Source organism: Streptomyces sp. RLA012 (genome assembly GCF_056270325.1).
In genome coordinates this window covers 4,903,695-4,927,934 of the sequence record NZ_JBWDPA010000002.1, presented here as the reverse complement: position 1 = coordinate 4,927,934, position 24,240 = coordinate 4,903,695, and the positions used below count along the sequence as shown (strand labels likewise).

General features: G+C 69.8%; 23 protein-coding genes and 1 pseudogene. 13 read left to right on the top strand and 11 right to left on the bottom strand.

Going from position 1 to position 24,240, the window contains the following annotated elements:
- Positions 1–8 precede the first annotated feature (8 nt).
- The 3 genes from kdpB (at position 9) to RV986_RS22405 (ending at position 3,578) form a co-directional block, all read left to right on the top strand.
- The gene (kdpB, locus tag RV986_RS22415; RefSeq protein ID WP_475919107.1) at positions 9–2,105 is read left to right on the top strand and encodes a potassium-transporting ATPase subunit KdpB; all 2,097 of its coding nucleotides are present in this window, start codon (positions 9–11) and stop codon (positions 2,103–2,105) included.
- A gap of 6 nt (positions 2,106–2,111) precedes the next feature.
- Positions 2,112–2,780, top strand: coding sequence for a potassium-transporting ATPase subunit C (locus RV986_RS22410; protein ID WP_475919106.1), 669 nt, complete (start codon positions 2,112–2,114; stop codon positions 2,778–2,780).
- Positions 2,781–2,894: 114 nt separating this feature from the next.
- The gene (locus RV986_RS22405) at positions 2,895–3,578 is read left to right on the top strand and encodes a response regulator (RefSeq protein ID WP_475919105.1); all 684 of its coding nucleotides are present in this window, start codon (positions 2,895–2,897) and stop codon (positions 3,576–3,578) included.
- Between the two features lie 323 nt (positions 3,579–3,901).
- On the opposite strand, the gene RV986_RS22400 is transcribed toward RV986_RS22405, so the two are convergent.
- The gene (locus RV986_RS22400) at positions 3,902–4,816 is read right to left on the bottom strand and encodes an SDR family NAD(P)-dependent oxidoreductase (protein WP_475919104.1); all 915 of its coding nucleotides are present in this window, start codon (positions 4,814–4,816) and stop codon (positions 3,902–3,904) included.
- Positions 4,817–4,888: 72 nt separating this feature from the next.
- Positions 4,889–5,752 carry an NAD(P)-dependent oxidoreductase gene (locus RV986_RS22395; RefSeq protein ID WP_475919103.1) on the bottom strand — a complete coding sequence of 288 codons (864 nt, stop codon included), beginning with the start codon at positions 5,750–5,752 and terminating at the stop codon, positions 4,889–4,891.
- 183 nt (positions 5,753–5,935) lie between these two features.
- Between RV986_RS22395 and RV986_RS22390 the strand changes: the two genes are divergently transcribed.
- A complete protein-coding gene (locus RV986_RS22390; protein WP_475919102.1) occupies positions 5,936–6,772 on the top strand; it encodes a helix-turn-helix domain-containing protein in 837 nt (278 codons plus the stop codon).
- On the opposite strand, the gene RV986_RS22385 is transcribed toward RV986_RS22390, so the two are convergent.
- The gene (locus RV986_RS22385; protein WP_475919101.1) at positions 6,735–6,932 is read right to left on the bottom strand and encodes a DUF397 domain-containing protein; all 198 of its coding nucleotides are present in this window, start codon (positions 6,930–6,932) and stop codon (positions 6,735–6,737) included. The genes RV986_RS22390 and RV986_RS22385 overlap by 38 nt on opposite strands.
- 10 nt (positions 6,933–6,942) lie before the next feature.
- Entirely contained in the window at positions 6,943–7,788 is an 846-nt protein-coding gene (locus RV986_RS22380; RefSeq protein ID WP_475919100.1) for a helix-turn-helix domain-containing protein, read from the bottom strand.
- A gap of 284 nt (positions 7,789–8,072) precedes the next feature.
- On the opposite strand from RV986_RS22380, the gene RV986_RS22375 reads away from it, so the two are divergent.
- Both RV986_RS22375 and RV986_RS22370 read left to right on the top strand, forming a co-directional pair.
- Positions 8,073–8,483, top strand: coding sequence for an ATP-binding protein (locus tag RV986_RS22375; RefSeq protein ID WP_475919099.1), 411 nt, complete (start codon positions 8,073–8,075; stop codon positions 8,481–8,483).
- A gap of 487 nt (positions 8,484–8,970) precedes the next feature.
- Positions 8,971–10,689, top strand: a complete 1,719-nt coding sequence (locus tag RV986_RS22370; RefSeq protein ID WP_475919098.1) for a multicopper oxidase family protein — start codon at positions 8,971–8,973, stop codon at positions 10,687–10,689.
- A gap of 99 nt (positions 10,690–10,788) precedes the next feature.
- On the opposite strand, the gene RV986_RS22365 is transcribed toward RV986_RS22370, so the two are convergent.
- Complete coding sequence (locus RV986_RS22365; protein WP_475919097.1) at positions 10,789–11,460, bottom strand: class F sortase; 672 nt, start codon at positions 11,458–11,460, stop codon at positions 10,789–10,791.
- A 236-nt stretch (positions 11,461–11,696) separates the two neighbouring features.
- Positions 11,697–12,518: a hypothetical protein gene (locus RV986_RS22360; protein ID WP_475919096.1), complete on the bottom strand. Its 822-nt coding sequence runs from the start codon at positions 12,516–12,518 to the stop codon at positions 11,697–11,699.
- Between the two features lie 495 nt (positions 12,519–13,013).
- Between RV986_RS22360 and RV986_RS22355 the strand changes: the two genes are divergently transcribed.
- Positions 13,014–14,828 carry an APC family permease gene (locus RV986_RS22355; protein WP_475919095.1) on the top strand — a complete coding sequence of 605 codons (1,815 nt, stop codon included), beginning with the start codon at positions 13,014–13,016 and terminating at the stop codon, positions 14,826–14,828.
- 34 nt (positions 14,829–14,862) lie between these two features.
- Here the strand turns inward: RV986_RS22355 and lysA are convergent, their stop codons facing one another.
- The 3 genes from lysA to RV986_RS22340 all read right to left on the bottom strand — a co-directional run bounded on the left by lysA (position 14,863) and on the right by RV986_RS22340 (position 17,402).
- Positions 14,863–16,278, bottom strand: a complete 1,416-nt coding sequence (lysA, locus tag RV986_RS22350; RefSeq protein WP_475919094.1) for a diaminopimelate decarboxylase — start codon at positions 16,276–16,278, stop codon at positions 14,863–14,865.
- A gap of 8 nt (positions 16,279–16,286) precedes the next feature.
- Positions 16,287–16,649 (bottom strand): SAV_915 family protein, encoded by a 363-nt coding sequence (locus RV986_RS22345; RefSeq protein WP_475919093.1) that lies wholly within the window; start codon positions 16,647–16,649, stop codon positions 16,287–16,289.
- Positions 16,650–16,859: 210 nt separating this feature from the next.
- On the bottom strand, positions 16,860–17,402 hold the full coding sequence (locus RV986_RS22340; protein WP_475919092.1) for a universal stress protein: 543 nt from the start codon (positions 17,400–17,402) through the stop codon (positions 16,860–16,862).
- A gap of 233 nt (positions 17,403–17,635) precedes the next feature.
- Here RV986_RS22340 and RV986_RS22335 point away from each other — a divergent pair, with 233 nt between their 5' ends.
- Positions 17,636–18,745 (top strand): magnesium and cobalt transport protein CorA, encoded by a 1,110-nt coding sequence (locus RV986_RS22335; protein WP_475919091.1) that lies wholly within the window; start codon positions 17,636–17,638, stop codon positions 18,743–18,745.
- A 56-nt stretch (positions 18,746–18,801) separates the two neighbouring features.
- Here RV986_RS22335 and RV986_RS22330 read toward each other — a convergent pair.
- Positions 18,802–19,327: pseudogene (locus RV986_RS22330) on the bottom strand (flavin reductase family protein).
- 134 nt (positions 19,328–19,461) lie between these two features.
- Positions 19,462–19,899 (bottom strand): hypothetical protein, encoded by a 438-nt coding sequence (locus tag RV986_RS22325; protein WP_003974483.1) that lies wholly within the window; start codon positions 19,897–19,899, stop codon positions 19,462–19,464.
- Positions 19,900–20,358: 459 nt separating this feature from the next.
- Between RV986_RS22325 and RV986_RS22320 the strand changes: the two genes are divergently transcribed.
- From RV986_RS22320 to RV986_RS22300, 5 genes are all read left to right on the top strand, one after another.
- Positions 20,359–20,607: a recombinase family protein gene (locus RV986_RS22320; RefSeq protein WP_475919090.1), complete on the top strand. Its 249-nt coding sequence runs from the start codon at positions 20,359–20,361 to the stop codon at positions 20,605–20,607.
- A 123-nt stretch (positions 20,608–20,730) separates the two neighbouring features.
- On the top strand, positions 20,731–21,195 hold the full coding sequence (locus RV986_RS22315; protein ID WP_475919089.1) for a recombinase family protein: 465 nt from the start codon (positions 20,731–20,733) through the stop codon (positions 21,193–21,195).
- A gap of 228 nt (positions 21,196–21,423) precedes the next feature.
- A complete protein-coding gene (locus RV986_RS22310; protein WP_475919088.1) occupies positions 21,424–21,921 on the top strand; it encodes a hypothetical protein in 498 nt (165 codons plus the stop codon).
- Positions 21,922–21,993: 72 nt separating this feature from the next.
- The gene (gene hemL, locus RV986_RS22305; RefSeq protein ID WP_475919087.1) at positions 21,994–23,355 is read left to right on the top strand and encodes a glutamate-1-semialdehyde 2,1-aminomutase; all 1,362 of its coding nucleotides are present in this window, start codon (positions 21,994–21,996) and stop codon (positions 23,353–23,355) included.
- Positions 23,356–23,426: 71 nt separating this feature from the next.
- Positions 23,427–24,128 carry a histidine phosphatase family protein gene (locus RV986_RS22300; protein WP_475924377.1) on the top strand — a complete coding sequence of 234 codons (702 nt, stop codon included), beginning with the start codon at positions 23,427–23,429 and terminating at the stop codon, positions 24,126–24,128.
- Positions 24,129–24,240: the final 112 nt, after the last annotated feature.

Below are 24,240 nucleotides of genomic sequence, written 5' to 3'. Positions count from 1 at the left end.
AGGACTCGATGTCCACAGTCACTCCGACCCGGGCGCCGCACAGTGATGTGCCGACCGGCCACAAGGACGAAGGGCGGGTCGGCGCGGGTCTGTTCGACCCGAAGCAGCTGCTGAGGTCGCTGCCGGACGCCGTGCGCAAGCTGGACCCGCGGGTGATGGTCAAGTCGCCCGTGATGTTCGTGGTCCTGGTCGGCTCGGTTCTGACGACGGTGTTCTCCTTCAAGGACCCGGGGGACTGGTTCGGCTGGGCGATCAGTGCCTGGCTGTGGCTGACCGTGATCTTCGCCAACCTGGCGGAGGCGGTGGCCGAGGGCCGCGGCAAGGCCCAGGCGGAAACCCTCCGCAAGGCCAAGACCGACACCATCGCCCGCCGCCTGACCGGCTCCACCGAGGAACAGGTCCCCGGCACCGAACTGCGGGTGGGTGACCTGGTCGTGTGTGAGGCGGGTGACATCATCCCGGGCGACGGTGACGTCGTCGAGGGTGTCGCGAGCGTCGACGAGTCGGCCATCACCGGTGAGTCGGCCCCGGTCATCCGTGAGTCCGGCGGCGACCGTTCGGCCGTGACCGGCGGCACGAAGGTCCTCTCGGACCGGATCGTCATCAAGATCACGACGAAGCCGGGCGAGACGTTCATCGACCGGATGATCGCCCTGGTCGAGGGCGCGGCCCGGCAGAAGACGCCCAACGAGATCGCGCTGAACATCCTGCTCGCGTCCCTCACGATCGTCTTTCTGCTGGCCGTCGCGACGCTGCCGCCGTTCGCGGACTATGCGGGCACGCACCTGACCATGGTGGTCCTGGTGGCGCTGCTGGTGTGTCTGATCCCGACGACGATCGGTGCGCTGCTCTCGGCGATCGGTATCGCGGGCATGGACCGCCTCGTGCAGCGCAATGTCCTGGCGATGTCGGGGCGTGCGGTCGAGGCCGCGGGTGACGTCTCCACGCTGCTGCTGGACAAGACCGGCACGATCACGCTGGGCAACCGGCAGGCCGCCGAGTTCGTGCCGGTGACCGGCACCACCGAGGCCGAAGTCGCGGATGCGGCGCAGTTGTCGTCGCTGGCGGACGAGACGCCCGAGGGGCGCTCGATCGTGGTGCTGGCGAAGGAGAAGTACGGGCTGCGCGAGCGTCACCAGGGTGAACTCGCGGGCGCCGAGTGGATCGCCTTCACCGCCCAGACCCGGATGTCGGGTGTGGACGTCGACGGACGCAGGATCCGCAAGGGCGCGGCCGGTTCGGTCATCTCCTGGGTCCGCGAACAGGGCGGCGAGGTGTCCCAGGGCGCCGACACCCTCTCGAATCGGATCTCCGAGGCGGGCGGCACCCCGCTGCTGGTCGCGGTCGAGGACGCGCAAGGTGCCCGGATCCTGGGCGTCATCCATCTGAAGGATGTCGTCAAGGAGGGCATGCGGGAGCGGTTCGACGAGCTGCGCCGGATGGGTATCCGCACGGTCATGATCACGGGTGACAACCCGCTGACGGCCAAGGCCATCGCGGACGAGGCGGGTGTCGACGACTTCCTCGCGGAGGCCACGCCCGAGGACAAGATGGCGCTGATCAAGCGGGAGCAGGCGGGCGGCAAGCTGGTCGCGATGACCGGTGACGGCACCAACGACGCCCCCGCGCTGGCGCAGGCGGACGTCGGTGTGGCGATGAACACCGGCACGTCGGCCGCCAAGGAGGCCGGCAACATGGTCGACCTCGACTCCAACCCGACCAAGCTCATCGAGATCGTCGAGATCGGCAAGCAGCTCCTCATCACCCGGGGCGCGCTGACGACGTTCTCGATCGCCAACGACGTCGCGAAGTACTTCGCGATCATCCCGGCGCTGTTCGCGGCGGTCTACCCGGGCCTGGACAAGCTCAACATCATGCATCTGTCCTCGCCCGACTCGGCGATCCTGTCCGCGGTCATCTTCAACGCGCTGATCATCATCGCGCTGGTGCCACTCGCCCTGCGGGGTGTGCAGTACCGGCCGATGAGTGCCGACCGGATGCTGCGGCGCAACCTCGGGATCTACGGGATCGGCGGGCTGATCGCCCCGTTCATCGGCATCAAGATCATCGACCTGATCATCTCCCTCATCCCCGGAATCGGCTGATCGGCTATGAACAACTCGGTTACGAACACGGCCCGGCTGCTGTGGGCGGGCCTGCGGGCCCTCCTCGTCCTGACCGTCGTGTGCGGTGTGCTGTATCCGCTGGCCCTCACCGGCGTCGCCCAGGGCCTGTTCCCCGGCCGGGCGAACGGCTCGGAGATCAAGGCGGACGGCAAGGTGGTGGGTTCCTCCCTGATCGGGCAGGCCTACAACCTGCCCCTGAAGAAGGGCCAGGAGACCCCGGACGCGGACCTGAAGTGGTTCCAGGGCCGCCCGCAGAACGGCCTGGGCGCCAACAGCGTCAACACCCAGTACAAGCTGATCCTGTCCGGCGCCACCAACCGCTCCGGTGACAACAAGGACCTGATCGACTGGGTGAGTGCCGCGAAGAAGGCCGTCATCAAGGACAACTCGGTCGACGGCTACACGGTCAAACCCCCCGACGTGCCCGCCGACGCGGTGACGTCCTCCGGCTCCGGCCTGGACCCGGACATCTCCCCCACCTACGCCGGCATCCAGGTCCACCGGATCGCGGCCAGGAACGGCCTGCCGGTCGCCGAGGTGCAAAAGCTCGTCGACCAGCACACCGACGGCCGCACCCTCGGCTTCATCGGCGAGCCCCGCGTCAACGTCCTCGAACTCAACATCGCACTCAAGGAACTCCTCGCGAAGAGCTGACGGACCCACACGCACCCCTGCGGGAGCCGACGGACAAGGGAAACAAGGGAAACACCCCTTCACCCCCGCCGGCTCCCGCAGCCATGACCCCCACAACAGGAAAGGCACATCCCCATGACCCGGGTGCTGGTGGTGGAGGACGACCCGCAACTCGTCCGGGCGCTCGTGATCAACATGCAGGCCCGCGGATACGGAGTCGACGCCGCCCCGGACGGCGCCACCGCACTGCGCCTCGCCGCCGCCCGCCAGCCCGACGTGGTCGTACTCGACCTCGGACTGCCCGACATGGACGGCACGGACGTCATCAAGGCCCTGCGCGGCTGGAGCCGCGTCCCCGTCCTGGTCCTGTCCGCACGCCGCTCCTCCGGCGAGAAGGTCGCCGCCCTCGACGCGGGCGCCGACGACTACATCACCAAACCCTTCAGCATGGACGAACTCCTCGCCCGGCTGCGCGCCGCCGTCCGCCGCACCGACACCGCACCGCTGGCCCCCGACATGGTCCTGGTCACCACCGACGACTTCACCATCGACCTGCTCGCGAAGAAGGCCACCCGCGCGGGCCGCGACGTCCGCCTGACCCCCACCGAGTGGCACCTGCTGGAGATCCTCATCACCAACCCCGGCCGGCTCATCACCCAGCGCCACCTGCTCCAGGAGGTATGGGGCACCTCGCAGAGCAACAAGACCAACTACCTCCGCGTCTACATGGCCCAACTCCGCCGCAAACTGGAGACCGACCCCTCCCACCCCCGCTACCTCATCACCGAACCCGGCATGGGATACCGCTTCGAGGGCTGACCGACCCGGTCACCGGCACTCCACTCCACCGCCGTCCGATTCCCGGGCGGACGCGACGACGGCGGCCAGGTCCGCGCCCGCGCGCAGCAGCGCCACGGTTCGTGTGGCGATCCGGTCAAGACGTTGCCGCAGAATGCGCCACGACAGCCCCGGCGGCACCCGCGAGTCCTCGATAGGCGCGCAGGGCGTGCACGGGGATCGGCGTGTAGGAGCGGTATCCGTTGCTCGCCGCCCACGCCGCCGCCCGTACCGGGTTCGCGCGGCGGCATGAACGGGGAAGGCCGCTGGAGACCGACTGACACGGGCCCGGGCCAGGGGGTCGATCAGGACAGGAGCCGGAGGGACTCGTCCCAGAGGCGTTCCGCGTTGGCGGTGTCGAGTGCGTAGGGTGCGACGCCACTGGCCCAGCCGTTGCCGTCGGAGACCGGGACGGCTTCGTTGCAGTCTTCGAAGTAGCGGCCGCCGATGCCTTCCAGCTGAGGGGAGGTGGCCAGCAGCACGGAGGTCGCGGCGCCCTGCTGGGGGGTCTTGCGTCGCTCGGGCGGCGTCCTGAGGCCGCCGGTGTGGCGCTGGAGGTTGGTGGCGATGGCGCCGGGCATCAGCGCGTTGGCGGTGATCCCGTCGGTCGCCCAGCGGCGGCCGGCCTCGACGGCGAAGAGCACGGTGGCGGTCTTGGACTGGCCGTAGGCCACCAGCGGGTCGTAGGGGCGGTAGCGGAAGTTGATGTCGTCGAAGACGACCGGGGAGATCAGATGGCCGCTGGAACTGACGACCACGATCCGCGCGTTGCCGTCGGCGGCCAGCGCGTCATGGAGTCCGGTGGCCAGGGCGAAGTGGCCGAGGTGGTTGGTTGCGAACTGCATCTCCCAGCCCTCGGCAGTGCGTTCGAGTTCGGGCGTGGCCATGATCCCGGCGTTGTTGACGAGGATGTGCAGCGGCCCCTCCCACGCCTGTACGAAGGCGTCCACCGACGTCGGGTCCGAGACGTCGAGGCGGGCTACGTGGATGTCCTTGTTGCCGGTGGTCCGGGTGATGTCGGCGGCGGTTGCTTCACCGGCTGTCGTGTCGCGTACGGCCAGCGTCACCCGGGCGCCGGTGGCTGCCAGGGTCCGGGCGGTCTCGATGCCGATGCCCGAGGTGGCGCCGGTGATGATCACTCGCCGTCCGGAGAGGTCGATACCGCGGGCCACTTCGTCGGCGGTGGAGGAGAAGCCGAAGGGGGTCGTGATACGAGTCATGATCAGATTTCTTTTGTGAGTCTGTGGGGCTGCGAGTTGGTGGGTTTGTGAGTTTGTGAGACGGCGCGGGGTTCAGGCCCGCCGACCCGGTGCGGTCGCGAGGGCGACCGCCTCCACCAGGCCGTCGGCGCCGGCCAGGGCACGGTGGCGCAGTTCCTCCGGGTCGAGGCCCTGGGCGCGTACGGCGTCGGCGAAGTGCTCAATGTCCTTGCGCATCAAACCCTGCAGGTGGGGGGCGTTCTCGGGGGGGATGGCGGTGCCGAGCGCCCGCAGTGCGGCGCTGCCTCCACTGCTGACGGAGATCACGTCGAGGACGGCCGGGATGTCCACGTGGAGCTGCTGGGCGAGGCGGATCAGGTCCACGGCATTCTTCAGGTTCGACATCGTCATCGCGTTGTTGAGGAGCTTGGTCATCTGGCCGCTCCCGACCGGGCCCATGCGGCTGACGCGCGTGGAGAAGGTGGCGAACACCGGTGAGCACCGCTCGAAGGCGTCCTCGTCGCCGCCGACGAACGTGGTCAGGGTGCGTGCCCTCGCCCCCGGGCCGCCGCCGCTGACCGGAGCGTCCAGGTAGGGGGCGCCAAGGCCGCGCAGGGACTCGGCGATCTTCACGTTCTCGGCCGGATCTCCGGTGCCGTGATTGACGACCACCGTCCCCGGCCGGAGGTGCTCGCGTACGCCCGGGGTGTTCAGAACGTCCCAGATGTCGCTGTCGTCGCGCAGGCACAGCGCCAGGATGTCGCCGGCGGCCACGAGATCGACGACCGTGGCGTGCGCGGTGTGCGGTACGTCGGCCACCGCGTCCAGCGACTTCGGGTGCCGGGCCCACACATGGAGGTCGAAACCGCGGTCCCCGATCGCCCGGGCCATGGGAGCGCCCTGGTCTCCCAGACCGATGAAGCCGACGGCCGGACGTTGCTGTGCGGGGCTGCTCACTGCGCCCCCCTTCCAGACGGAGTCTTGTGCACGGAAACAGGAAGGACCATTCCGTATCCGTATCCGTATCCGTATCCGTGTCGCTGTCATCGTCATCGTTGCTCCGCGCCCCGACTCCAGCCAGGGCCGTGTCAACACTGGTAGTGCCAGGACCAGGAAAGAATGCCTCGTACCGTGGGGCATGTGAGCGCCAACCACCTCGGCAACTACCTCCGAGCGCGTCGTGACCTCGTCGATCCCAAGGACGTCGGCCTGTCCGGTGGGGGTCGCCGCCGTGTGCCCGGCCTGCGCCGCGAGGAAGTCGCCCTGCTCGCCGGTATCAGCAGTGAGTACTACCTGCGCCTGGAGCAAGGGCGCGACCAGAACCCCTCACCGGCCGTCCTCGACGCCCTCGCCCGCGCGCTCCGGCTCGACCCGGACGCGACCCGGCACCTGCACGCCCTCGCCACCCCCGCTCCGCGCCGCGGCGGCCCGCCTTCCGGCGCCGAGCGGGTTCCTCCCGGCATTCAGCAACTGATCACCACGTCCTGGGCGAGCACCCCTGCCGTGGTCCTGAACCGCTACATGGACGTCCTGGCGGCCAACCCCCTGGCTGTCGCGCTGTCTCCCGGCAACCAGCCGGGCACCAATGCCATACGGTCCGCGTTCCTCGACCCGCGCATACGTTCGCTCTACCTCAACTGGGGCGAGATGACCATCCGCGCCGTCGCCGGCCTGCGCGCCCTGATCGGCCCGGACGCCAGTGATCCACGCGTCGTGGAGTTGGTGAACGAGCTCTCCGCGGCCAGCGAGACCTTCCGCCGCCTGTGGGCCCGCCACGACGTCAGCCCCCAGGGCACCGGCGCGTCACAGATGGACCATCCGCAGGTGGGACGGCTGGAGCTGCGCTACGAACGGCTCCTGCTCGCCGGTGCGGAGGGTCAACTTCTCGTCGTCCACCACGCCGAACCCGGCAGCCCGTCCGCCCGCAAACTCGACGAACTCACCGGCGTGCCGCCGGCGCCCGTTTCACGAGGGTGAGCAGGGCGTGGAGGGCGACGGGGGAGGGGGCGAGGAGGGTGGTGGGGTGGTCGCTTTCGCGGAGGTGGAGGGTGGTGGGGGAGGCGGCTATCTCCAGGCAGTCTTCGTCGACGTCGCCCGAAGAGAAGGACGACTTCTGCCAGTGGAGGGTCGAGGACATGGTCTGCCTTTCAGAGTTCCTGGGCGATGCTGCGCATGAGGTCGCGGGACGGCGCAGGCATGAGGGCGGTGCTGTCGATGCGTTCCAATCGGGTCCGGTAGCGCTGGAGCTTGGCGCTGGCATCCACGAAGAGGCTTCCGTTGCCGGTGTCGACCTGCGCCGTGTCGAGCTGGGGCGCCTTGCCGCCGATGTACAGCATCGACTGGCCCGCGCCCGCGAAGTCGTCTGCTGCGAACGGAATGACCTTGATGGTGACCGACCCCCGCTCTGACTCCTGGAGAATGCGCTCCATCTGGGCGCGGGCCACCTTGGGGCCGCCGACGCGCATCCGTAGGGCCGCCTCGTGAATGACGGCTTCGTACGGACGTCCGGTGTCGAGAACCTGCTGACGGCGTAGGCGGAACGCGATGAGGTTGCCCCGATCGCTCTCCGGCAGCTGCGGTTCGACGAACAATGAAGCCGCCCGGATGTGGTCCTCCGTCTGGAGGAGTCCCGGGATGTGCGCGACCTGAAAGGTGCGGATGTACGTGCCGTGGTGCTCCAGTTCGGGGAGGTCAAGAGCTTTGGCGGGCAGTAGGTCCCGGTATTCCTCCCACCAGCCCTTGGCCCGATCGTTCGCCATGCCGACGAGTGCCTCGATGAGTTCGACGTCATCACAGGCGTAGTGCTCGGCGAGTTTGCGAAGTCGCTCCTCGCTGATTCCGTGCTTACCGGCCTCGATGTTGCTGATCTGCGCCTGGCTCGTGCCCAGCCAAGCCGCGACGTCGCGGGACACCACGCCTGCCGCCTCGCGCAACTTGCGCAGTTCCGCACCAAGGCGCCCCTGACGTGCGGTGGGGTTGGCCCTTGGGGGCATGGAGTCCTCCTTGCGATCACCCCTGAGTCTGCCGCTTCGTCAACTCAACCACCACGGAGTTCAGGGCAATTCCATCGACGCGGTTGCGGTGTTGCAAATATACCGGCTACCGTCGTCTCGTCCTCACGGAGAGTGTCCGATCGGTCACTCGTCCGCAACTCTCCCCTGCCTGCCACCCGTTGGAAGTGCCACCGCGGACCGTCGGCGTCCGGGGCGAGGCCACCGACCCGGCAGGGAACTGACCGAACCCCAAGCCACTGTCAGCGCGACGGAGTTGATGACCCGTGCCCGAATGCACCCTCTTCTGTCCACCCCTCGAAACCTCCCCCCACATCGCCCGCGACTTCGTCGCCTCCGTCCTGCGTGCTCAAAGACTCGACGCGCTGATCGACGCGGCGACCCTGTGCACCTCCGAGCTCGTCACCAATGCCTGTGTGCACGCCAAGGGGGACGGCTCGGCGCTGTGGCTGTCGGTGGAGCCGACGGGCGTACGGGTCGTCGTGTACGACGGGGACAAGAACCCGCCGGTGATGAGGGAGTTGGCGCCCGAGGCGTGGGAGAAGGGTGGGCGGGGGCTGTACTTGGTGGACGCCTTCACGGACGGGCGCTGGGGGACCGACCCCACCGTCCCGTATGGCGGACTGGTGCGGCCGGACGGCAAGGCGGTGTGGTTCGACCTGGCCGTGCCGGGGTGAGGCCCGTGATCCCCGCGCCGGGAACCACCGGTACCAAGGGGAGCGCTCTGGGTGTGACGCCGCGCGGGCCTCGTTCTCGAAGAGAATGACGGCCGTCGAGCTGATGTTCGAGTGCTGCGGCGCGGGAGGCGCCCTTCGGTGGGATCGGCCGCGCGGAGGCCTTGGGGGCAAGGCCGTGGAGGCGGTGCTCGACGGTGACCGGCGGGGACCTCCTCGGTTCCGGGCCGGCCCGCTCGCCCGGCTCGGTCGAGGGGATGAGTGCGCCCCGATCGCCACTCTCACCGCCCTGCTGACCCTGTTGGCAAATCCGCAGCAGGGCCATCCTCCGTGGAAGTCGTGAGCACTAAATCGATTTAGTGTTCACGACTTCTGGCACACATGCTGGGCAGCCGACATGGCCGACCGGATTCGCCAACAGCATCCCTGCTACGGGGACACGCCGCTCCAGTTCTCGTACAAATCACTACAAAACGTGTGTTATTCATTCATGCACACACATACGCGGCGCACCTTGCTCGGTGCCTCGATCGTGGCAGCAGGCTCGGGAGCCCTGGCCGCCTGCTCAGGATCCGGCTCCTCCTCAGAGCCCGGCTCCCACGCGGGGGCCGACCCCCACGCGGGACCCGGCACACAGACCGAGTCCGGCTCCCGCTCGGGGTCCGGCTCCCATCCCGGGTCCGGCTCGCACGCGGAGACCGGGGCCCCCGGCCACGGCCGCCGCGGCTTCGTTCCCAAGGGGCCCCGGGGATACGTGAATCCGTCCGATCCCGAGGTCATCGCCGCCGAGAAGGCGCGCGGGCCCGGTCCCGTCCGCCGGTTCCGGCTCACGGCCACCGAGACCACCCTCGACCTGGGCGGACGGACAGTCAGATCATGGGCGTACGGCGACGCACTGCCCGGAAAGGAGGTGCGGATCAACGCCGGCGACATCCTCGATCTCACGCTGGCCAACCACCTGCCGGTGTCGACGACACTGCACTCGCACGGCGTCCGTATGCGCTGCGACATGGACGGCGTACCGAGCCTGACCCAGTACTCCATCCGGCCCGGCGCGGACTTCACCTATCGCTTCGCCGTGTCGCACCCGGGCACGTACTGGCTGCATTCGCACTCGGGACTGCAACTGGACCGCGGCCTGTACGCCCCGCTGATCGTCGAGGACCCCAGGGAGCCGTTGTCCTACGACAGGGAGTGGGTGGTCGTCCTGGACGACTGGCTGGACGGAGTGGGCGGCTCCACCCCGGACGAGGTGCTCACGCAGTTGCGCCACGGCAAGAGCGCCATGGATATGGACGAGGGCCTGAGCGGCGGCATGGGCATGGGGGGCGACGCCGCACACGACCGTTCCGACCACGACAGGCCCAAGGGTCCCTCCCGCGTGCTGCGGCACTCCCACAGCCGCCTGCTGCACAGCGAGGGCGGCAGTGTCGACTACCCGTACTACCTGATCAACGGGCACCTCGCGCACACTCCCTCGATCTTCCGGGCCCGTCCCGGGGACCGCATCCGGCTGCGGATCATCAACGCCGGAGGAGACACCGCCTTCCGGGTGGCGCTGGGCGGCCACAAGATGACGGTGACCCACACCGACGGGTACCCGGTCGAGCACCGGGAGACCGACGCGCTGCTGCTCGGCATGGCCGAGCGCTACGACGTGCTGATCACCGCCCAGGACGGGGTGTTCCCGCTGGTCGCGCTCGCCGAGGGCAAGAACGCGAAGGCGCTGGCCGTGCTGCGCACCGGCGGCGGGAGCCTGCCCACGCCCTCCGTGCGTCCGGATGAGCTCGACGGCCGGATCGTGCCGGCCAGACGCCTGGTACCGGACGATTCGGTGGCCCTCTGCGAGCGCGAACCGGACCGCGAGATGCGGATCACCCTGACCGGCAACATGAAGAAGTTCAACTGGGGCTTCGACCACCGGCCCTACTCCATCGAACAGCGCCACCCGGTCCGTGAGGGCGAACGCGTCCGGCTGACCCTCATCAACGCCACCAACATGTGGCACCCCATGCATCTGCACGGCCACACCTTCGCGCTCACGGGCATCGACGCGGCCGGAGCCCGCAAGGACACCGCCTACGTACTGCCGCACCGCAAACTCGTCGTCGACTTCAACGCAGACAATCCCGGCCTGTGGATGCTCCACTGCCACAACCAGTACCACTCCGAGTCCGGCATGATGACCATCCTCGGCTACCGGAAGTGACATCGTCGGCTCCCCGGCCATCCGTTCACGGCCATCCGTTTGGACGAGCGTCGAGACGAGCGTCGAGACGAGCGTTGAGACGAGCGTTGAGACGAGCGTTCAGACGAGATGGGCGAAGACCACCAGGTTCTCGGTGTAGTCCTTCGCGCTGTGGTCGTAGTCGCCGGCGCAGGTGATCAGGCGCACTTCGGCGTCGCGAGTGTCGGCGTACACGCGCTGGTCGGGGAAGTCGTCCTTGGCGAAGGTCTCGGCACTGTCGACCACGAAGGTGGCCGTACGCCCGTCGGCCCGCTTGACGCGGAGGCGGTCACCCTTCTCCAGCTCCCTGAGGTCCGCGAACACGGCCGGGGACGTCTTCGTGTCGACGTGCCCGGCGATGATCGAGGTGCCCGCCTCCCCGGGGGACACGCCCTTGGCGTACCAGCCGACCATGTTCGTGTCGTCGGCGGGCGGCGGGCTGAGCTTGCCCGAGGTGCCGATGGAGAGGGCGGTGAACGGCGCGTCCACCGAGATCTTCGGGATGAACAGCCGGGTCGGCTTGGACCGCGGCAGATGTCTGCCCGGCGGCCGCGAGACCGCGGACGACGGCGCGAGCGCCGCGGAGGTGTGGGGTTTGGAGGAAGGGTCGGACTGTTTGTCATGGCTGCCGAACAGACTCAGGGCCATGACCAGGATTCCGGCGATCCACACGATCATGGGCACGCCGGGGCGGGGGCTCTGCCCCTGCGACATGGATTCGAGCTCGACAGGGGAAGACAGCCGGGCTGCCATCGGGCACCACCTCAATAGGACACAACAGCGGAGCGGGTACGGCGCTAAGGGGGTACGGCGGGAAGGGGTAGGGCGGGAAGGAGTACAGCGGAAAGGGGTACGGCGGGAACGGAACCGCCGGGAACGGAAACGGCGAGAAGGGGTACCGCACGAGGAGGTACCGCAGGAGGGGGACCAGCCGGGCCGCCACGCTGTGCGCAGGCGGCGGCCCGGGCTGCTATGTCGTCAGGCATCGGTCAGGACACGCCGCCGGCCGCACTTCTGCGGCGCACCGTGTACACACCCGCGGCGCCGAGCGCCAGAACCGCCAGACCGCCGGCCGTGACACCCGGCGAGGCGAGCGCACCGCCACCCGTGTGGATGCCACCGCTCGGCTTGCCGCGGCCTGAGTCCGAATCGTCGCCCTTGTCGTAGTCCGAGGAGCCCTTTTCCTTGTCCGAGCCCTTGTCCTTGTACGTCTCCGGGTCGAACTTCTCGTCGTCCTTGTTCCAGTCGTCTCCCTTGACGGCGGAGAGGGCGCCGCCGCCGGTGTGTACGCCGCCCTTCGGCCTGCCGCCGCGGTCGGAGTCGTCGTCGCCGCGGCCGGAGTCGGAATCGCCCTTGCCGTGGTCGCCGCCCTTGCCGCGGTCGGAGTCGGAGTCGGAGTCGCCCTTGCCGCGGCCGGAGTCCGAGTCGCCCTTGCCGCGATCCGAGCCGGAGTCGCTCTTCTCCTCGTCGTCCTTGTTCCAGTCGTCTCCCTTGACGGCGGAGAGGGCGCCGCCGCCGGTGTGTACGCCGCCCTTCGGCCTGCCGCCGCGGTCGGAGTCGTCGTCGCCGCGGCCGGAGCCGGAGTCGCCCTTGCCGTGGTCGCCGCCCTTGCCGCGGTCGGAGTCGGAGTCGGAGTCGCCCTTGCCGCGGCCGGAGCCTGAGTCGCTCTTGCTCTCCTTGTTCTGCTCCTGGCTGTAGGAAGAGTCGTCGCTGTCCCAGTCACTCGCCGCGGCGGCGAAGGCGCCTGGGCCTGCGATCGCGAGAGCGGCCGTAGCCGTCGCGGTAGCGAGGAGCATGCGGGCAGATCGCATCGTCGGAGTCCTTCCGTCGTGGCCGCGCGGCTGACACCACGTCAGCTCGTGAGAACACGGTCCCGACGTGAACCACCGTCGGGCCGTCCTGCCCCACGCACCACTTGAGCCGCTCACCTGGCTCACCGCTGAGGTCACGCCCACCGGGCGGCCATTCACCTGAACCGGGCTGAGAAGACCCCTCTGACCTGGCATTTCGCCATGGCCGAGGAGTCGCGTCCCGGCCCGCTCCACACCGCTGGCATAACCCGATCGGTCGCAACACGACTGCGCGCCCTTCGCCTCCGGCCGGTGGCGCAACGCCCGCCCGCCGCACCTTCCAGCACGGCGAACTGAGGGTGACTCAGCCGCCGCTCCCGGCCCCTGGCGCGTCCTTGACGCCCTGGAGCGTGGTGGTCCGGTCACACTGTCGTCGGAACCCTCCCGCACCCAGCCCCTCCCGCCCCCAGCCCCCGGCACCCAGCCCCTCCCGCCCCCTGCACCGCGAGGTCCCCCATGGCGTACGGCCTGGCCCGCCGCGAACTGCGGCCGAGAGTCCCGCTCCGGCACGGGGAGGGCGACAAGTACCACCTGACCAGCGTCGAGGGGCTCGCCGCGCTCTCCCTGGACGCGCTGAGCTCGGTGGCCTACGGGCCCGAGGCGATCGTGCTCGTCCTGATCGCCGCCGGCACCGGCGCGCTCGCCGCCACGCTCCCGGTGACGCTGGTCATCGCCGGGCTGCTGGTGGTGCTCGTCGTGTCGTACGGACAGGTGATCGCCGTTCATCCGGACGGGGGCGGCGCCTACGCGGTGGCCAAGAAGGACCTCGGCCCGACCGTCAGCCTGCTCGCGGCCGCCAGCCTGGTCGTCGACTACGTGCTGACGGTCACCGTCAGCCTGGCGGCCGGCGCGGCCAGTCTCGCCTCCGCGTTCCCCGCCCTCGGCTCGCACCTGCTCGTCATCTGCCTCATCGGCCTCGCCCTGCTCACGGCCGTGAACCTGCGGGGCGTGGCCGAGAGCGCGCGGGTGCTGATGCTGCCCACCGCGCTGTTCATCGTCAGCATCCTCGGCATCGTCGTGCTCGGCCTGCTGCGCGACCACCCCGCGGCCGTCGTCGGCACCCCCCAACCCGTCCACGTCACCGAGGCGTTGGGCGTCTTCCTGCTGCTCAAGGCGTTCTCCTCCGGCTGCTCCGCCCTCACCGGAGTGGAGGCCATCGCCAACGGCGTGCCCGCCTTCCGCGAACCCCGCGTCAAACGCGCCCAGCGCACCGAGCTGATGCTCGGCGCGCTGCTCGGGACCATGCTCGTCGGCCTGGCCGTGCTGATCCGCCGGGACGATGTGGCCCCGCGCGGCGGCGTGACCGTACTCGCGCAGCTGACGGCGGGCGCGTACGGGACGGGATGGCCGTACTACGCCACCAACCTCATCGTCACCCTGGCCCTCGCCCTCGCCGCCAACACCAGCTTCGGCGGACTGCCCGTCCTGATGAGCCTGCTCGCCAAGGACCACCGGCTGCCGCACCTCTTCGGACTGCGCACGGAACGGCCGGTGTACCGGTGGGGAGTACTGACCCTGGGTCTGCTCGCGGCGGTTCTCCTGATCGCCGTGAACGCAGACACCCACCGGATGATCCCGCTGTTCGCGATCGGCGTGTTCATCGGCTTCACCATCAGCCAGATCGGGCTCGTCCGGCACTGGGCGGGGCAGCGGCCGCCCGGCTGGCTGCGGCGCGTGCTGCTCAACGGGCTCGGCGCGGTACTGACCGCCGTGGCCGGTGTCGTCCTGCTGGCCACCAAGTTCCTGGCGGGAGCCTGGGTGGTCGTCGTCGCCATCCCGCTGCTGATGCTGCTGTTCTCCCGAATCCAGCGCTACTACACGGCGGTCGGCCGGGAACTCGGGCTCGGCCGGATCCCGCCCCCGCCGAGCGTCACCGACTCCCTCGTCATCGTGCCGGTCGGCGAGGTCAGCAAACTCACCCAGCACGCGCTGACGGCCGCCCGCTCCCTCGGCCACGAGGTGGTCGCGGTCGCCGTGCACGCCGATCCGCTCAAGGCCCGTGCCCTCGACGAGAGTTGGGACCGCTGGAATCCGGGCGTACGACTGGACGTCATCGACAGCCCGCAACGCTCCCTCGTGGAGCCGATCGTCGACTACGTCCAGCGGGCGGCCGAGGGCGGCCGGCAGATCGCCGTCCTCATCCCCGAGGTGGAGCCCCTCCACCGCCGCTACCAGATCCTGCAGAACCAGCGCGGCCTGCTGCTCGCCGCCGCGCTGCGGGCCCGTACCGATGTGGTGGTCTGCGTGGTGCCGTACCGACTGAGCCTCTGAAACGGCCCGGCGTCCGGACCGGCTGGGGCCTGGGCTACAGCCCGATGTCCCGGCGGTTCATGTCGTCGAGCGATTCACGGCGTACGAGAACGCGTGCGATCCCGTCGGACACCGCGACCACCGGCGGTCGGCCGACCAGGTTGTACCCGGAGGCCATGGACAGGTGGTAGGCGCCGGCTGCCGGGACGGCGAGCAGGTCGCCGGGGTGTACGTCGCCCGGGAGCGCCGCCTCCTCCGCGAGGATGTCGCCCGCCTCGCAGTGCCGGCCCACGACGGTGACGAGGCGGGGCGGTACGGAGGAGAGGCGGCCGATGAGCCGGGGCGCGTACCGCACCCCGTACAGCGCGGGCCTCGGGTTGTCGCTCATGCCGCCGTCGACGGCCACGAAGGTGTGCTCGGCGGTGCGTTTGACGGCGAGGACCCGGTAGACGGCGACCCCGGCGGGGCCGACGATCGCGCGGCCGGGTTCGAGGGTGAGCCGGGGCACGGGCAGTCCGGCACGGGCGCAGCCCTCCTCCAGCTCGGCGCGGACCCGGCCGGCCAGCACGCTGACGTCGAGGCTCTCCTCGCCGGGCCGGTAGGCGATGGCGTGGCCGCCGCCGATGTTCAGCTGGGGGAGGACGACGCCGTGCTGCTCCTTGATGCGGGCCATCAGTCCGATCACGCGGCGCACCGCGGCGACGTACGGCTTCACGGCGGCGATCTGCGAGCCGATGTGGCAGTGCAGGCCGACGAGTTCGAGGTGCGGCTGGTCGAGTATCCGGGTGACGGCGTGCTGTGCGGAGCCGTCGGTGATCGACAGGCCGAACTTCTGGTCGTCGGTGCCGGTCTGCACCTTGGTGTGGCCGCCGGCCGCGATGCCGGGCACCACCCGCACCATGACCTTCTGGCGGGTGTCGGCGGGGGTGATCGCGGCCAGCCGGGCGATCTCGGAGGTGCTGTCCACGACGATGCGTCCGACGCCGAGGCGCAGCGCGGTGCGCAGGTCCTCGGGGCTCTTGGCGTTGCCGTGCAGCACGATCTTCTCCGGCGGGAAGCCGGTGGTGACGGCGAGTGCGAGCTCTCCGGCGGAGCAGACGTCCAGGCCCAGGCCCTCTTCCTGCACCCAGTGCGCCATCGCCCGGCACAGGAAGGCCTTCGCCGCGTAGACGATGTCGGCCTCGGGGAACGCGGTGCGGTAGGTACGGCAGCGTTCGCGGACTTCTTGCTCGTCGAGGACGTAGACGGGGGTGCCGAAGCGGTCGGCGGCCTCGGTGAGGGAGACGCCGCCGACGGAGACGTCCCCGTCGGGCTCGGGGCGGGTGGAGCGGGGCCAGACGGAGAGACCGTCGGCGTCGCGGTGGTCCGCGTCGTCGGCCTGGATGACCTGGTGCAGGTCCTGAACCGACAGTTCCTGAAGGGGCAGTTCCTGAACGGACAGGTCCTCAACGGGGGCGTCCTGAATGGACATGGCGTCTCCTAGCCGATCAGCAGGTTCGGACGCACGACGACGGCGGCGGCGGAGTTCTCGCGCCCACGGTCGGCGGGGACGACGGCGGGGGCGGAGAGCTGCGGGTCGATCGTGAGGGCGGTGACGCCCAGGGGCGCCGCGAGGGCGCGCAGCGCGGATTCGGAGAGCCGGATCCGGGTCTGGTCCGGGCCGAGCGTGGCGGTGAGTCGGGCCGCCGAGGTGAAGCCGACGGCCGTACGGCCGCCCAGGGGGGTGCGGAAGAACCGGGCCGTGCAGCCCGCGGGTCCCGGCCGGACGGGTACGTGCAGAAGAAGTCCGGCCGGGAAGCGTTCGGAGGGCTCGGGATCCTCGGAACGGTCGAATGCATACATGGTGGTGCTCCTCGCGGAAGGCGATGTGCGCCGCCGGGCCGGGTCGGCCGGGCGCCTCGTTGTGTCGTTGTCTCGTTTTCGAGTTGACTCGTCGTTTGTTGCTTCGATGAAGCTATGCCCGCCGGGCCGGGGCCGGGGTCCGGCGCTGACGGATGCCTGACGCGCGGCCCCGGACCCGTAACGCGCTCCTGACGTGGGCACTTCGGTCGCTCAGGACCGGCCCTCCGTCAGCTCCCGTGCGTCGAGCGGCAGCCGCAGCCGGATCCGGCGGTGCACGGAGGCGAGTTCGCGGGACAGCGGCGAGGGCGGCAGGGCCAACACCGGGCAGACGGCGTGCGCGAGGCAGTATCGGGCGACGGACGGGAACAGTGCGCGGCGCATCCCGCTCCGGCATCCCGGGCCGATCACCAGCAGGTCCTCGGCCCGGTCGGCGGTCGCGACCAGCGCATGGCCGACCTTACCCCGTACGACCAGCCCCTGATACGGCACACCGGGCCCCGCGTCGCCGAAGGCGGTGTCGAGCGCGGCGAGCAGCCGCCGGCCCGCGTCCCGCCGGAACTCGTCCACCGGCAACGGGCGGATGGACCGTCCATGGGTGAGGTCGCCGCCGGGCGGTTCCCAGGCGAGGACGACCAGCAGCTCGGCTTCCGCGCCGCGACGGGCCTCGTCGGCGGCCCGGCGCAGGGCCGCCAGGCTCCCCGGCGAACCGCTCACTCCGGCGACCACGCGTCGCCGCCGCTCTCCCTCACCCATCACCCGTTCACTCCTCGGCGCAGGTCCACACGGATACTCACCTACTCACCTGCCATGGAAGAGCCGGAGGGCGGCCGCCGACCCCTGCGTTGGCGTTCACCTGACGGCGCGGGCGTGATTCATGACGCTCCCCTGACACCGCCGGGCGCCGGCTGTCCGCTCGAACCGTGACCTGACCTCGGCTTTACCCGTTGCTGGCACACTGGCCGTCCGTTCCGGGGAAGGAGTACCGCATGTCGATGGTCGGCAACCTGCGCAAAGTCGCACGCCTGGCACGCGGCAGGCACCGTGTGGACCTCAGCCACCCGGCCCGCTCCCCGCTCGGTTCCACCGTCGTCAACTGTGTGATCTACCAGGACGGCATCCGCCAGGAGGCGGCCCCCAGCGTCGAGGAGTCGGTGGCCCGGGTACGGAAGCGCGGCGGCCACGGCCGGAGCCACGGCTTCGTCTGGCTCGGCCTGCACGAGCCCTCCAAGACGGAGTTCGCGCGGGTCGCGGAGCTGTTCGGCCTGCATCCGCTCGCCGTCGAGGACGCCGTCCAGGCCCATCAGCGACCCAAGGTCGAGCACTACGGCGATGTCCTGTTCGCCGTCTTCAAGACCGTCTCGTACGTCGAACACGCCGAACTGACGGCCACCAGCGAGGTCGTCGACACCGGCGAGATCATGGTCTTCGCCGGCCCCGACTTCGTGGTGACCGTACGGCACGGGCGGCACGGCTCCCTCGGCCCGCTGCGCGAAGACCTCGAAGGGAATCCGCGGCAGTTGGCCAAGGGCCCGGCCGCGGTGCTGCACGCCATCGCGGACCATGTCGTCGACGACTACCTGACCGTCACGGACGCCGTCCAGAACGACATCGACCAGGTGGAGACGGCCGTCTTCTCACCCCAGGGGGCGAAGGGCGCCGACGCCGGCCGCATCTACCAGCTCAAGCGTGAACTCCTGGAGCTCAAGCGGGCCGTGGTCCCCCTCGGCCGCCCCCTCCATCTGCTGGCCACCGAGCCGATGCCGCTGCTCCACCCCGGGATACAGGCGTACTTCCGCGACGTCGCCGACCATCTGGCCCGGGTCACCGAGCAGATCACCGGCTTCGACGCCCTGCTCGACTCCATCCTCCAGGCCCACCTCGCCCAGGTCACCGTCGGCCAGAACGAGGACATGCGCAAGATCACCGCCTGGGCCGCGATCATCGCCGTACCGACCATGGTCTGCGGCGTCTACGGCATGAACTTCGAGCACATGCCCGAACTCCACTGGCGCTACGGCTATCCGCTCGCCCTGGCGGTCATCGCGACGGCGTGCTCCGTCATCTACCGGGGCTTCAAACGCAACGGCTGGCTGTGAGCCGAGGGCCCGGTGGGCCAGGGGTCGGCCCGGTGGACCAGGGGCCGGCCGGTCGGCTAGGGGCCCGGTTCCTCGTAGGGGATGCGGCTCAGATGCAGGACCTTTCCCAGCGTGCCCCACTCGTCGCCGCCGAGCTTGGTGAGCGGCAGCAGCCGTTCGGAGCTGGGCCGGTCCTCACCCATGCAGTCCTCGGCCACCGCCGCGTGCAGCACCCGTCCGAAGACGAGGGTGGAGTTCCCCATCCGCAGGGTGGTGTGCGAGCGGCACTCCAGGACGACGGGGGAGGCCGCCACCCTGGGCGGCCGTACGTACAGGCTCGGTTCGCGGTCGATCCCCGCGAAGTCGAACTCGCTCACCGTCCTCGACATTGCGCAGGGAGTCCTTGCGGCCGATCGAGGTGAACTGCACGATCGGCGGGTCCGTACTGGCGATGCTGAAGAAGGAGTGCGGGGCGAGGTTCTCGGTGGAGCCGTCCGAGGTGACGGTGGAGACCCATGCGATCGGACGAGGGATGACGACCGAGGTCAGAAACCTGTAGAAGGCGGCCCCGCCCATGATCTCCGGGTCGAAGTCGACACGCATGACACTCAGTATTTACCGGTCCCGCGCGCCGCGCTCACCGTCCGGCCGCCGCCGCGACCGACGAGGGTCACTTGCGAGGGCCACCGGCGAGGGCGGGACCCGAAAGCCCCGCCCGTGTCCCGGAAAACCGAAGCTCAGGGCCACACCAGGCAGTACGGCTGATGCCCCGCCTCATGCAGACGATGGCTGAAATCCTGCCATTCGTGGAGAAGCTGGTAGACGTTGAACGCGTCCCGGGGGCCGCCCCGGTCCGGAACCGTCGACCAGATGAAGGCAGCCGCGCCGACCGCCTCCTCGCCGATGCCCCGGAGCGGGTCGACGACGGTCATGGGGAGTTTCACGACGGCGTAGTCGGGGTGGAGGACGACCAGTTCCAGCGGCGGGACCTTGTGGAGAGGGACGCCCTCGATACCGGTGAGGACCATCGCCGCCATCGTCTCCGGCTTGATCTTGGTGAACATGCCGTTCATGCCGAGCTCGTCGCCGCCGAGTTCCTCGGGGCGCATCGAGATCGGCACCCGGGCGGCCGTCGCGCCGTCCGGCGCGCCGAAGTATTTGTAGGTCACCCCCACCCGGCCACCATTCCCGCTTCCTGCCCTGAGCCGGTCTGCGCCGCGGTCCGTGTAGTCCATACCGTCCATACGGCCCGACGGGTCGATCCGCTCAGGATCGCCCTGTGATCCTTGCGACCCGGGTGACCCGGGCGAGCCCGGAGAGCCCTGTGCCTGCCGTGCCTCGGCCGCTTCTTCCGCCTCGCGCCGGTGCTTGCCCCGCCGGGCACGCCGAGGACCGAGGTCATCGGTCCCCTCGCCCAGTCCGCCACCGCGATGCATATCTCCACCCGACTGCTTTTCCAAGGCGCGCGACCCCCGCCACGCAACCCGATCATCGTGACAGTGACCTCCCCCACGGCCGCACGCCGAAACGTACGCTGAAACACTTGTCCGTCGCCGACGGCCGGCCCCAACCCTGCGGGGTGAACTATCCCCGAGAACGCCGTCTTCAGGGATTTTAGGTAGTTCGTTCCCGCCATGACCAGCGAAGAAGGGGGAGCGGCGCGGAAACGCCGCGTGGCAGCAGGGTATACCCGGCAGTCGAAGCTCAAGGCGGACAAATCCGAGGCCGGCCCGCAAGCCCAGGACGAGGCTACCAAGGCCGGAGCGGTGGAGCGCGGCTGCGCGTTCCTGGGCCACTACCGCGACATCGGGGTGTCCGGGTACGCCTCTGGTGCCGAGCGTCCGGACTTCGCCCGCCTCCTGCATGACTGCATGACTGCATGACTGCAGGACCGGCAGGATCCAGGAGATCGTTGTCTTCGACGTCAGCCGCCTCTCGCGACGGGGTTCGACGGAGACGGGCCCGATCGTCACCGAACTCTTCGACCTGGGTGTCACCATCACGTCGTGCACCGAGGGTGTGTTCTCACCGGACAGCGCGGCCGACCGGGGCCGACTGCTCTCCCGACTGGACAGTGCGCACCAGGACAGCAGGAACCGGGGCGATGCCGTCTCTCAGAGCAAGCGCGTAGCACGTTGCGGCCCAGCGCACCCGACAGTGCGTGTACGGACGAAGCGAGCGTGGTCCGGGGCATGGTGGAACAGGTCCTGCGCCACAAAGGCCGACCTCACGAGGGGAAGAAGAGGGCGCGGCCGGGTTCCATCAATTCGGTACGGGCTTGGCTCAACCAACGGGAGGTTCCGGCCCGGGGCGGCGGTCCCTGGCGATCCGCGACGGTCAAGCGTGTCCTGTCGGATCCGCGCATCGCCGGTTTCGCGGCGGAACCGCTGTACCGGGTAAGGGGGAGTCGCGCGTCCAGGCCCTGCTCAGCGGCCTCGGGCTCCTGTTCTGCGAATGCGGCAGGCCGATGACCCGCTCAGGTGACTGGTACAAGTGCTCGCGCCCGCCGGGGATGGTGGAAGCGGGGCAACATGCGGGTGGATGCACCATTCGGCGGGAGGCACTCGACGCCCACGTGGTGCGTCGCATCCTCGACGTGTTCGCCGCCGGTGCCGAGGCCTCTGACGCACAGGACGTGCTGCGGGAGGCCGCCCGTCGTTTCGCCCAGCCCACCGACCACGCGGCCCACGCGGCGCGACGTGGCGCGACGTGGCGAGCGGGGTGTCCTACTGTCCGAACGCGTCCTTCTGACGGATGGGTTGGAGCGCCTCTACGACGACCTGAACTGTGGGATCTACAGCGGGAGCGTCGGACGTCGGAGGTTCCTCGCCGACAAGAGGGCGCTCGAAGAGCGTCTGGACACACTGGATTCGTGTATCGCCGGCACGGACGCCTCGGGCGCGGACGGGGCCGAACCACGATCCGAGCAGTTCTCCGACTGGCTCTCGCGGGGTGGCGACATGGACTCCTCGGAGCCGGGCTCGTGGTGGCACGGCTCCTCCGTGGAAGACCGGCGCAGACTGATCACCCTGGTCGTGGACCGGATCACCGTCACCAAGGCCGCCTGTCGCGGAGGCGTCCGGCGTGGCTGCCGGGTCACGGAGCGAGCTACGGTCACCTTCGCGGGAGCAGAGCCGACCGCGCGGGCGAACTCGGTCCGGGTTGCTCCGCGGCAACGCCGTACGGTGCGGGCCTGACCCGGTACGGCCTTGTTCCGGCGCCCCGGGGCAGGGCCGGAGTGGCGGCCGCCGGGCCGTACGCTGAACGGTATGGCAGAGGCGAACAACATCTCCGGCGGTACGTCACCCCAGACAGGGGAGAGCGCGCCGTATCCCTATGAGGCGCCGGTCTCGCAGGCCCTCTTCGACCGTGCGGCTCTCGTCACGCCCGGCGGCGTGAACTCTCCGGTGCGAGCGTTCCGCGCCGTGGGCGGTACGCCCCGCTTCATGGTGTCCGGAAACGGTCCATACCTGACCGATGCCGACGGGAGGGAATACGTCGATCTCGTGTGTTCATGGGGACCGATGATCCTCGGGCACGCGCATCCCGACGTCATCGGCGCCGTTCAGGAGGCCGTCGCCCGTGGTACCTCCTTCGGTACGCCGGGTGAGGGCGAGGTCGCGCTCGCCGAGGAGATCGTCGCCCGTGTCGAGCCCGTCGAGCAGGTCCGGCTGGTGTCCAGCGGGACCGAGGCGACCATGTCCGCCATCCGGCTCGCCCGCGGGTTCACCCGGCGGTCGAAGGTGATCAAGTTCGCCGGGTGCTACCACGGGCATGTCGACTCGCTGCTCGCGGCGGCGGGGAGCGGAGTGGCGACCTTCGCCCTGCCCGACACCCCCGGCGTCACCGGTGCCCAGGCCGCCGACACCATCGTCCTGCCCTACAACGACCTCGAATCCGTGAACGAGGCCTTCCACGCGCACCCCGGTGAGATCGCCTGCGTCATCACCGAGGCCTCGCCGGGCAACATGGGCGTCGTACCGCCGCTGCCCGGGTTCAACCAGGGACTCAAGGACGCCTGCGCGCGCAACGGCGCCCTGTTCATCTCCGACGAGGTCATGACCGGGTTCCGGACCAGCAAGGCCGGTTGGTACGGGATCGATGGAGTACGCCCCGATCTCATGACCTTCGGAAAGGTCATGGGCGGGGGCTTCCCCGCCGCCGCCTTCGGGGGGCGCAAGGACATCATGGGGCACCTGGCTCCCGCCGGGCCCGTCTACCAGGCCGGCACGCTCTCCGGGAACCCCGTCGCCACCGCCGCCGGGCTCGCCCAGCTGCGGCTGCTCGACGACGCCTCGTACGAGAAGGTCGACGCGGTCTCCGAGCAGATCCGCGCACTGGTCACGGAGGCGCTCAGCAAGGAGGGCGTGGCGCACCGGCTGCAGAACGCCTCCAACATGTTCTCGGTCTTCTTCACCGGGCGTGAGGTGCGCGACTACGAGGGCGCGAAGGCGCAGGAGTCCTTCCGGTTCACCGCGTTCTTCCACGCGATGCTGGCACAGGGCGTCTATCTGCCACCGTCGTCCTTCGAGTCGTGGTTCGTGTCCACGGCCCACGACGAGCGGGCCGTCCAGCGGATCGCCGACGCACTTCCGGCGGCGGCACGGGCAGCGGCGGAGGCCACGGCATGAGCGGCGCGGAGACGAGCGATGCGGGCACGAGCGACGCGGGCATCGGGAACACGGGCATCGGGAGCGGGGACATGGGGAATTCGGGCATCGGGAACACGGACGGCGACATCACCGTCGTCCACCTCATGCGGCACGGCGAGGTCGCCAATCCGGACGGGGTGCTCTACGGGCGGCTGCCCGGCTACCACCTGTCCGAGCTCGGCCGGCAGATGGCCGACCGGGTCGCCGAGCACCTGTCGTCGCGGGACGTCACCTACGTCGTCGCCTCCCCGCTGGAGCGGGCGCAGGAGACCGCGACGCCCATCGCCAAGGCGCACGGGCTCGACCTCGACACCGACGGGCGGCTGATCGAGGCCGACAACGTCTTCCAGGGCAAGACCTTCGGGGTGGGCGACGGCGCGCTGCGCAGGCCCGAGAACTGGAAGCACCTCGTCAACCCGTTCAAGCCGTCCTGGGGCGAGCCGTACGTGGAGCAGGTCGTACGGATGATGGGGGCGCTGGACGCGGCCAAGGACGCGGCCCGCGGGCATGAGGCGGTGCTGGTCAGCCACCAGTTGCCGATCTGGACCGTGCGGTCCTTCGTGGAGAAGCGGCGGCTGTGGCACGACCCGCGCAAGCGGCAGTGCACGCTGGCGTCCCTGACGAGTTTCACCTACCGCGGCGACAAGATCGTCTCGGTGGGTTACAGCGAGCCCGCCCGGGATCTCGTCCCGTCCCATCTCCTCGCGGGCGCCAAGCCGGTGAAGGGGCAGGGCAAGGCGTTCGGGGCGTAGGCCCTGCCGCTGCTCGTGGGCGTTGACACAAAGCGTCTGTATCTCCCGCTATCCGAGCGGTTCTTCGTAAAATATGATCAATGTCTGCGCGTTTGGCGGAACCTATCCACTT